Annotated in this window: 8 protein-coding genes; 5 read left to right on the forward strand and 3 right to left on the reverse strand. The window is 53.7% G+C overall.

What is annotated here, in order from left to right:
- Positions 1–3: 3 nt before the first annotated feature.
- Positions 4–528 carry a hypothetical protein gene (locus B7364_RS16535; protein ID WP_085341150.1) on the reverse strand — a complete coding sequence of 175 codons (525 nt, stop codon included), beginning with the start codon at positions 526–528 and terminating at the stop codon, positions 4–6.
- Positions 528–2,735 carry a type IV secretory system conjugative DNA transfer family protein gene (locus B7364_RS16540; RefSeq protein ID WP_157893764.1) on the reverse strand — a complete coding sequence of 736 codons (2,208 nt, stop codon included), beginning with the start codon at positions 2,733–2,735 and terminating at the stop codon, positions 528–530. The genes B7364_RS16535 and B7364_RS16540 overlap by 1 nt, the downstream gene beginning before the upstream one ends.
- Before the next feature lie 454 nt (positions 2,736–3,189).
- Between B7364_RS16540 and B7364_RS16545 the strand changes: the two genes are divergently transcribed.
- From B7364_RS16545 to B7364_RS16565, 5 genes are all read left to right on the forward strand, one after another.
- On the forward strand, positions 3,190–3,540 hold the full coding sequence (locus B7364_RS16545; protein ID WP_085341166.1) for a DUF2958 domain-containing protein: 351 nt from the start codon (positions 3,190–3,192) through the stop codon (positions 3,538–3,540).
- A 105-nt stretch (positions 3,541–3,645) separates the two neighbouring features.
- On the forward strand, positions 3,646–4,104 hold the full coding sequence (locus B7364_RS16550; RefSeq protein WP_085341152.1) for a helix-turn-helix domain-containing protein: 459 nt from the start codon (positions 3,646–3,648) through the stop codon (positions 4,102–4,104).
- Between the two features lie 4 nt (positions 4,105–4,108).
- Positions 4,109–4,705 (forward strand): PIN domain-containing protein, encoded by a 597-nt coding sequence (locus tag B7364_RS16555; protein WP_085341153.1) that lies wholly within the window; start codon positions 4,109–4,111, stop codon positions 4,703–4,705.
- A 92-nt stretch (positions 4,706–4,797) separates the two neighbouring features.
- Entirely contained in the window at positions 4,798–5,907 is a 1,110-nt protein-coding gene (locus tag B7364_RS16560; RefSeq protein ID WP_085341154.1) for a Fic family protein, read from the forward strand.
- A gap of 147 nt (positions 5,908–6,054) precedes the next feature.
- The gene (locus B7364_RS16565) at positions 6,055–6,687 is read left to right on the forward strand and encodes a tyrosine-type recombinase/integrase (protein WP_085341155.1); all 633 of its coding nucleotides are present in this window, start codon (positions 6,055–6,057) and stop codon (positions 6,685–6,687) included.
- 141 nt (positions 6,688–6,828) lie between these two features.
- Here B7364_RS16565 and B7364_RS16570 read toward each other — a convergent pair.
- Positions 6,829–7,217: VOC family protein (locus tag B7364_RS16570; RefSeq protein ID WP_232780939.1), on the reverse strand; the 389-nt coding region annotated here is incomplete at its 5' end.

A 7,217-nucleotide genomic window follows, 5' to 3' on the forward strand; every position in this document is an offset into this window, starting at 1 on the left:
GAACTAAATCCCCTCACCGATTTGAGTTGGGGCTGGATCATTGGCGGGGTCACCGGTTTGAGCCTGTTGAATGGGTGGTTCTTTGAGACCTGCCTCAAATTGCATCCGGCCTTGGCGAACTTTTCGAGAGAGCTCATCCATGAACTCATCCATCGAGATGTCGATCTCAGCCCGATAGTCCGGGTCCCGCTCCTGTGGATGTTCCGGCAGCCTGGAAATGATGGTGCGCAGCGCAATGAAGAGCATTTCTTCGACGACGAATAAATCACGCGCGGTAAGGCGCATATGGTCACTCAAGCGTCGCTCAATCGCCAATAATCGATCGCCCGGATCAGCTTCGATTTTGCCCTTAAGGCCACGTTCTAAAATCGCCTCAGCCGCTTGGCTTAAACTTATCCGCCGCGCTTTGGCTTCCCTTTCAAGTGCTGCCCCAAGTCCTGCCTTTGACAGATAGACCTGCACCTTGGCAGGAGGTGGCTTCAAGCCGTCGCCTTTGGGCTTGGCAATCAAACGAGGACGCGCGCCCATCAGCCTTTGCCTCCATGCAGCCGGTCCAGCAGATCATCGGGGTCATTGGCCGGTGTTTCAGCTTGGGGCCCAAACTCAAAAGCCAGTTGGTCATTGGAGGGTTTTGGTGGATTTGCCTTATCTTCTTGGATTGGGCCCCAGGATTGACGCACACTCTCAAGGCCCGATGAGGCACTTTCATAATCGCCGTCGCGTTCTGGACCGTGTGTTGGTTGCGCGGCTGGTGGGACTGGACGATCGGCTGCTTGGGCTTCTTGTGGTCTTGGCTCCTTGGCGGACACCTTCTTCGCTTTTGTTGGCGGCGTTTGGGTTTGAGCTGGCGCGCCGGGGCGCAGATATTTCATGCCGCCACTTTCACCCGCAAAGGAGACTTCGGCCTCTGGATCAAAGCCAAAGCTCTCGACTGAGCCCCAGGGATGACCGGGCTTTTCAGGCGTATCAATCTGCTTGGTTTGGTCGGGCACGGCACGATTGGCGCGCTCGGCGAGCCAGCCAACTTTATCATAGCGCAGCTTGGGCAGAAGATAGGGTCTATGGCCTGCGATAAAGATCAATTGCTTCTCGTCGGGCAAAGCGCCAACTTCAGCCACATCGAGCAAAGGTCGCTCAACTTCAGCCAAAGTGCGGCTGCCGCCCGAGCCTGAAAAATGATGCGGTAGGCTCGAACTGACCCTCGTCTCGGTGACATTGCCGGTAAGCTTGGAGACCTTTTCCCGCGTCACCGGATCAAGGGCTGCAAAGGCCACATAAATCTGGGTATTGTCCAAGAAGCCATTATTGGTGCCATAAACACGTGAAATGTCATTCAAGCTTTGGGCAATGAAGAGACATTTGATGCCATAGCCCGAGGCCAAGCGCACCACGTCCTCAAAGAAGCTCACTTTGCCAAGGAGGGGAAACTCATCAAGCGCCATCAAAAGCGCATTCTCCTTAGGCCTGCCGTCGCTATCGGTCTCAATATGGGTGGTAAAGCTTGTCGAGGCCAAGTGGAAAAAGAGCCGGACCAAGGGCTGCAAGGATTTTAAGTCACCCGGGGACACCTGCACATAAAGACTGACGGGCTCCCGGTTGCACATGAGATCACCGATCCGGAAATCGCTCGCACTGATCGAACGCTCAATCTCGTGTCCAACAATCCAATTGAGATAGGAGCGAACCGTCATCTGGACGCTCTTACGACCCTTCTCGTGCGCCGAAGCATAAGCGCGCGCGGCTAGGGCAATATCTGGATGACAAATGGCCTCAGGTTCTCTTGGACTTTCGGGGCCAGCCTTTGGGTTTGGAATATGGTGGGTCGCAATCATCTGGGCTGCCGCCAAATCCAAGTCGGCCGATAGATTGCGAACCGTCACCAGATTTTTCTCTTCAACCGGGGCCGTATAAAGGACATGCAGGATGAGGGCTTGGAGCATATCGGCACCCTGCTTATCCCAAAAGTCGGATGGCCCATCGCGTCCACCTGGCTCAATCAAGATCTCAACCAGTCGTTTAACTTGGCCAACCGCTGCGTCCCCCGGACTGATTTCGGCGAGTGGATTAAAGCGCGCGGTATAAGGTGAGCGTGGGTTGAAAAAGAGCGTTGGACCGAGGCTCTTTCTAAAGCCTGCCGTCGTTGCCCAAAGTTCGGCTTTGGGATCAAAGATCAGAGCCGACCAATTCCAATTGAGAAGACTTGGTACCACAATCCCGCGTCCTTTGCCCGACCGTGTGCCCCCTGTCACCAACATGGGCCTCATATCTGGGGAGACCAAAAGATCTGGTGCGATGAAGGAAAACCGGTCTAACGGGCCTTCGGGCTCAAGGCGGCCGAAGATAACGCCTTGGTCTTGTGTGAGTCCTGCCTTGATCAGCGCTTTCTTATTCCCCCAGGCAGAAGATCTTTGGCGCTTCTTGGCAAGGCTTAATTCAGAACCCCCTGCCCCGGTTGGTGTATCAAAGAGCTTGATGAGAAAGAGTGAGACAATCAGGCCCAGCATTAAGAACGGGAACCCCAAGCCGATCACAGCCTGATGTTTGGGGAGCTGTCCCCAAGTCTTCGCCCAAATCAGAAAATCCCAAGGCGGATAGAGCTTAGCCCCATCTCCAATCATCAATCCCCATCCAAGGGCTGGTTGAAACTGATAGCGCCAAGCAACGACTTGAGTGGCGGCTGCCAATCCAATGACGGCACCAATTCCCAGACAAACAAGCCGTGCGCGAACGCCCATCTTGCACCCCCCGAAAAGGACACACAAAAAGATGTGGCGTCCTTTGGTTGACGCGGCGGGGCCGCACAGGCGGTCCTGCCGCAGAGGAAGACCCAAGCATAGTTCATGCCAGTGTGAGTATTGGCCCACACCCTCAGATAGCCCTAAGATGGTTATCATATTTAATATTAAAATACAATGACTTAAGGGTGTGCAGTATTGCTGGCGCCAGTCCTCCATGTCCTTAATTGAGCCTCGCCGAATCCTGAAATGGCACAACAGCTACCTGCTTTGGGGTGGCTCAGAATGCTTGATTAACCAAGCTGTAGTTGCCGCTCCCTGCCGACGAACGGGACATCGCATGCCAGACACGGCTTGCCGTCAAGCCGCAAGGGCCTTGACGGCTGTACCTTCGGGTCTGGCTCGGGTCTTTTGGTTCGCCGGCATGGTGCGCGGCGACCTTATGGAGGTTCACATGACACAATCACTTCTGACCCAAACCAACCGTCAGAAACTGCTTTCCAACGGCGCACGCTCAGCTGCTGGCGAGGATATTGATCCGGTTCCGGTCGTGAAGCTCTTTACCCCTGACGCCAATGCGACCTGGCTTCTGACCGAGATTGATCCCGATGATCCCGACATTGCCTTTGGTCTGTGTGATCTCGGGCTTGGCTATCCGGAATTGGGCTCGGTTAGTCTTCGAGAAATCGAGCGTTTGCGAGGCCCGCTTGGCCTGCCCGTAGAGCGAGATCAGCATTATGGAGAGACGCGTCGGTTGAGCGAAATCGCCAAAATGGCTCGCCGGGCGGGCAGGGTTTCGGCGTGATTATAACGTGAATGCGCTCGAGCCATTTTGCCGACACAATTTACGTTTATTTCGTTTATTGCGTTTATTTCGAATAGGCTATAGGAAGGCCTTCGGGAGAGAAAAATGACAATGCCAGCCTACGCCCAGGAATTGGGCAGCCGATTGCCCTCAGCAAATGAGCGCGCGGTAGCAAATAACTTACGCCAAATCCTAGCAGCTCATGCCCAAGGCGGCACAACGTTGCGCCTTCAACAAAGTGTCGATCAGCCCCCAACCGAGGTGATACTCACGCCGGGATTGTCCGCCCTGCTCATCGAGCTCCTCCGCCATCTGGGCCAAGGCGATGCTGTAACCTTAGTTCCAATCAGCCAGCAGCTGACAACCCAACAGGCCGCTGACATTCTCAATGTCTCGCGACCCTTCCTAATCAATGTCTTGGAACGTGGTGATTTACCCTTCGAGCGCGTTGGACGTCATAGGCGCATTCGCGCCGAGGATCTCTTTGAGTACAAACGATCACGCGATAGCCGCCGGAGCCAAGCACTCGATGCGCTTGCGGCCATAGACGCGGAACTCCTCTAGCGCCGTGTTCGCCAATCGATACACAGCCTTTATCGACGCCTGCACGTTAGCGCGTGTGCTGCCGAGGAATCTGCTTCTGTCGCTAGCTGAAGCAGATTTCTTTCGGGTCCGCTGGTCTGGTCAGGTTCTGGACGAAACAGAACGGGCCATTTCAGGGATGTTGCACAAGCGTGGCAACACGATTGAAGAGGCCCAGGAAAAAGCCGCTCATCAAATTCAACAAATGCGCGCAGCGTTCGAGGATGCTGAAGTCGTCGATTTCGAACACCTTTTGCCAATTGCAAGCGACCTACCCGATGCCAACGATGCGCACGTTTTAGCCGCTGCGCTGAAAACCCAAGCTGCAGCGATCGTCACCGATAATCTAAAAGATTTTCCAGCCCACATCCTCGATAGCCTCAATATTGAAGCGCGATCCTCCGACGACTTCATTGCAGATACAATTGCGCTTGATACAGGACGGGCAGTCTCAACCATACGAAGACTGCGCGAGCGCTTCAAAAGGCCCGAACTCACGCCAGAGGAATTCCTATTATCAATGGAGGCTGCAAGCTTACTAGCAACGGCTGACAGCTTGCGTCCGCATTTGAATAGTTTGTAGTCTCCGCGTTTGCGGCAAGTTTGAGCGATGGCCGAGCTGATATCGCTCATAATTTTATTGATTATGAGCGATAGAAAGGCTATTTATCGCTCATGACATGGAATTGGCAACAATCAGATTGGCCGCGCTTCACTTTCTCAAGTAAAGCCTTCACAAATGTTGAGACCAATTTTCTCAAGAATGCGGGCGTAATCATAGGCGCAATGGCCCATGTTCCAAAGCTTGAGCGCCTAACCCTGACGGTCGACCTCATCACGCAAGAGACACTCGATAGTTCTGCGATTGAAGGCGAGGTCTTGGACCGCGAGAGCGTGCAATCTTCTCTAGCACGACAGCTGGGCCTTCAAACCCCCTTGCGTCGATTAGGCCCTAAAGAGACCGGAGCCGTCGAGCTTATGGCCGATGTTTATCGCGGTTTTGATGCACCCTTGGATCAGGACCGGCTCTTTGCTTGGCATGGCATGCTAATGAACGGGCGACGAGATTTGTTGAGCATTGGCCGATATCGCAATCACTCTGACGCGATGCAAATCGTCTCAGGTCCAATCGGTCGCGAAACCATTCATTTTGAAGCCCCGCCATCAGACCGCGTTCCTGACGAAATGAATGCCTTTCTCGATTGGTTTAAATCAAGCAGCCCGACGGGTTCAGTGCCCCTGCCCGCTGTGACACGCGCAGCAATCGCCCATCTTTGGTTTGAATCTATCCACCCCTTTGAAGATGGTAATGGGCGGATCGGTCGCGCCATTGCAGAGCTTGCATTAGCACAAGCCACGAGCGCACCCAGCCTCACCGTTTTGTCTGAGGCCATTAAGCTTCACCGACGTGCCTATTACGCCAAGCTGCATGAGGCGAGCCTGTCAAATAAGATTGATCCCTGGATCGAATGGTTTGGTGAAACCGTACTAGCCGCCCAACAGAACACCCGTCGGCGCGTCCTCTTTGTCATCGCAAAGACAAGAATGCTGAGTGAGCTTCAATCTCGCATCAATGCGCGGCAAGAACGAGCTCTCCTGCGCTTATTTGAGGCAGGACCAACTGGGTTCGAAGGAGGGCTGAGTGCGTCCAACTATCAAAAAATTACCGGCGCTTCCCCCGCCACGGCGACCCGTGATCTCGCCAATTTGGTCGATCTCGGTGCCATCATACGAACAGGTGAAAACCGAAATGCTCGGTACTGGTTGAATTGGGAAACTCAATAAGCTCTCGGCCACATGTCTTGCGATCGTTATTGAAGATGTGAGCGAATGCGCACTCCAGACCTTCCGCAATCGGCCAATCAGGCCAGATTTTAACAACGATTTTTCAGTAATCTCCTTGGCCAATTTGGGCCTGAGAAGGAGATGACTATGGGACTTTCAAACTTCGATCCCGGGGCCTTGGTTAGGCGACCCTGGAATGCTGGTCGATTGTTGGGGTCAAAGCGCGCTTTGAAGCCGCAGCAGGTTTGGGCGATAAGATTTTTGTTAGATAGCGAGGGCCATCTTCGCGATCGCGCATTGTTCGACTTGGCAATCGATAGCAAGCTAAGGGGCTGCGATATCGTTAAGGTCCGAATAGGCGATGTCACGAGTGGCGGTCGCGTCAAAAATCGCGCTATCGTCATTCAAAAGAAGACTGGTCGACCTGTTCAATTTGAGCTTCTGGGACCCGCGCAAGCGAGCATGTTGGCGTGGCTGGAGCGTCGAGGTGGATCACTTGATGATTTTGTCTTTCCAAGCCGAGCTGACCACACAAACCACATGAGCACCAGACAATATGCGCGCCTTGTCGATGAATGGGTAACTGGCATTGGGCTAAGGCGGGAAGACTTTGGTACCCACTCTCTGCGAAGAACCAAAGCTTCCATAATCTACAAGCAAACAGGCAATCTCCGCGCAGTCCAGATTCTGCTGGGCCACACAAAGATAGAAAGTACGGTTAGATATCTCGGTGTTGATGTCGAAGACGCTTTGGCATTGGCAGAGGCAACCGAAGTGTAGCCTCCAATTGGGCTATCCCCGGCTCTCAAAGACGTCAGGATAGCCCTTAGCGTTTTCGGCATCCAATCAAGCAGACATTCCGCTTTGCGCCAAGGGTTGCCACTTGGGGTGGGTTGGCGGTTGCTTGGAAGCGGACGTTAATTAGCGCTGTTGAAAGATGATGGTATTGCCGCTCGGGTCATCGATATAGACTTCGCGAGTTCCCCAAGTCTGATCCATCGGGGCCTGATGAACGGGCGAGTCTTGCCGAGCTGGAACAGACAATCCTCGTGCCACGAGCTTAGCAAAAAGGGCGTCGACATCTTGGCAAAGAACGATGCAAGATGATGGCGAATTACGACTTGGGACTTCCGCTGCGCTAATGTGCAATTCATCAGCATCACGAGTAAAGATCGCATAAAATGGCGCATCTGAGGGCGTCGCAAGAGCAAGTTCAAAGTCAAGCACACCGGCATAGAAAGCTATCGCCTCTGATACATCGCGCACCACTAGAACTGGTATCATGATCGATTTCGTCCCCGGCTTTCTCA

This window comes from Aquidulcibacter paucihalophilus, assembly GCF_002105465.1.
Taxonomy (GTDB): domain Bacteria; phylum Pseudomonadota; class Alphaproteobacteria; order Caulobacterales; family Aquidulcibacteraceae; genus Aquidulcibacter; species Aquidulcibacter paucihalophilus.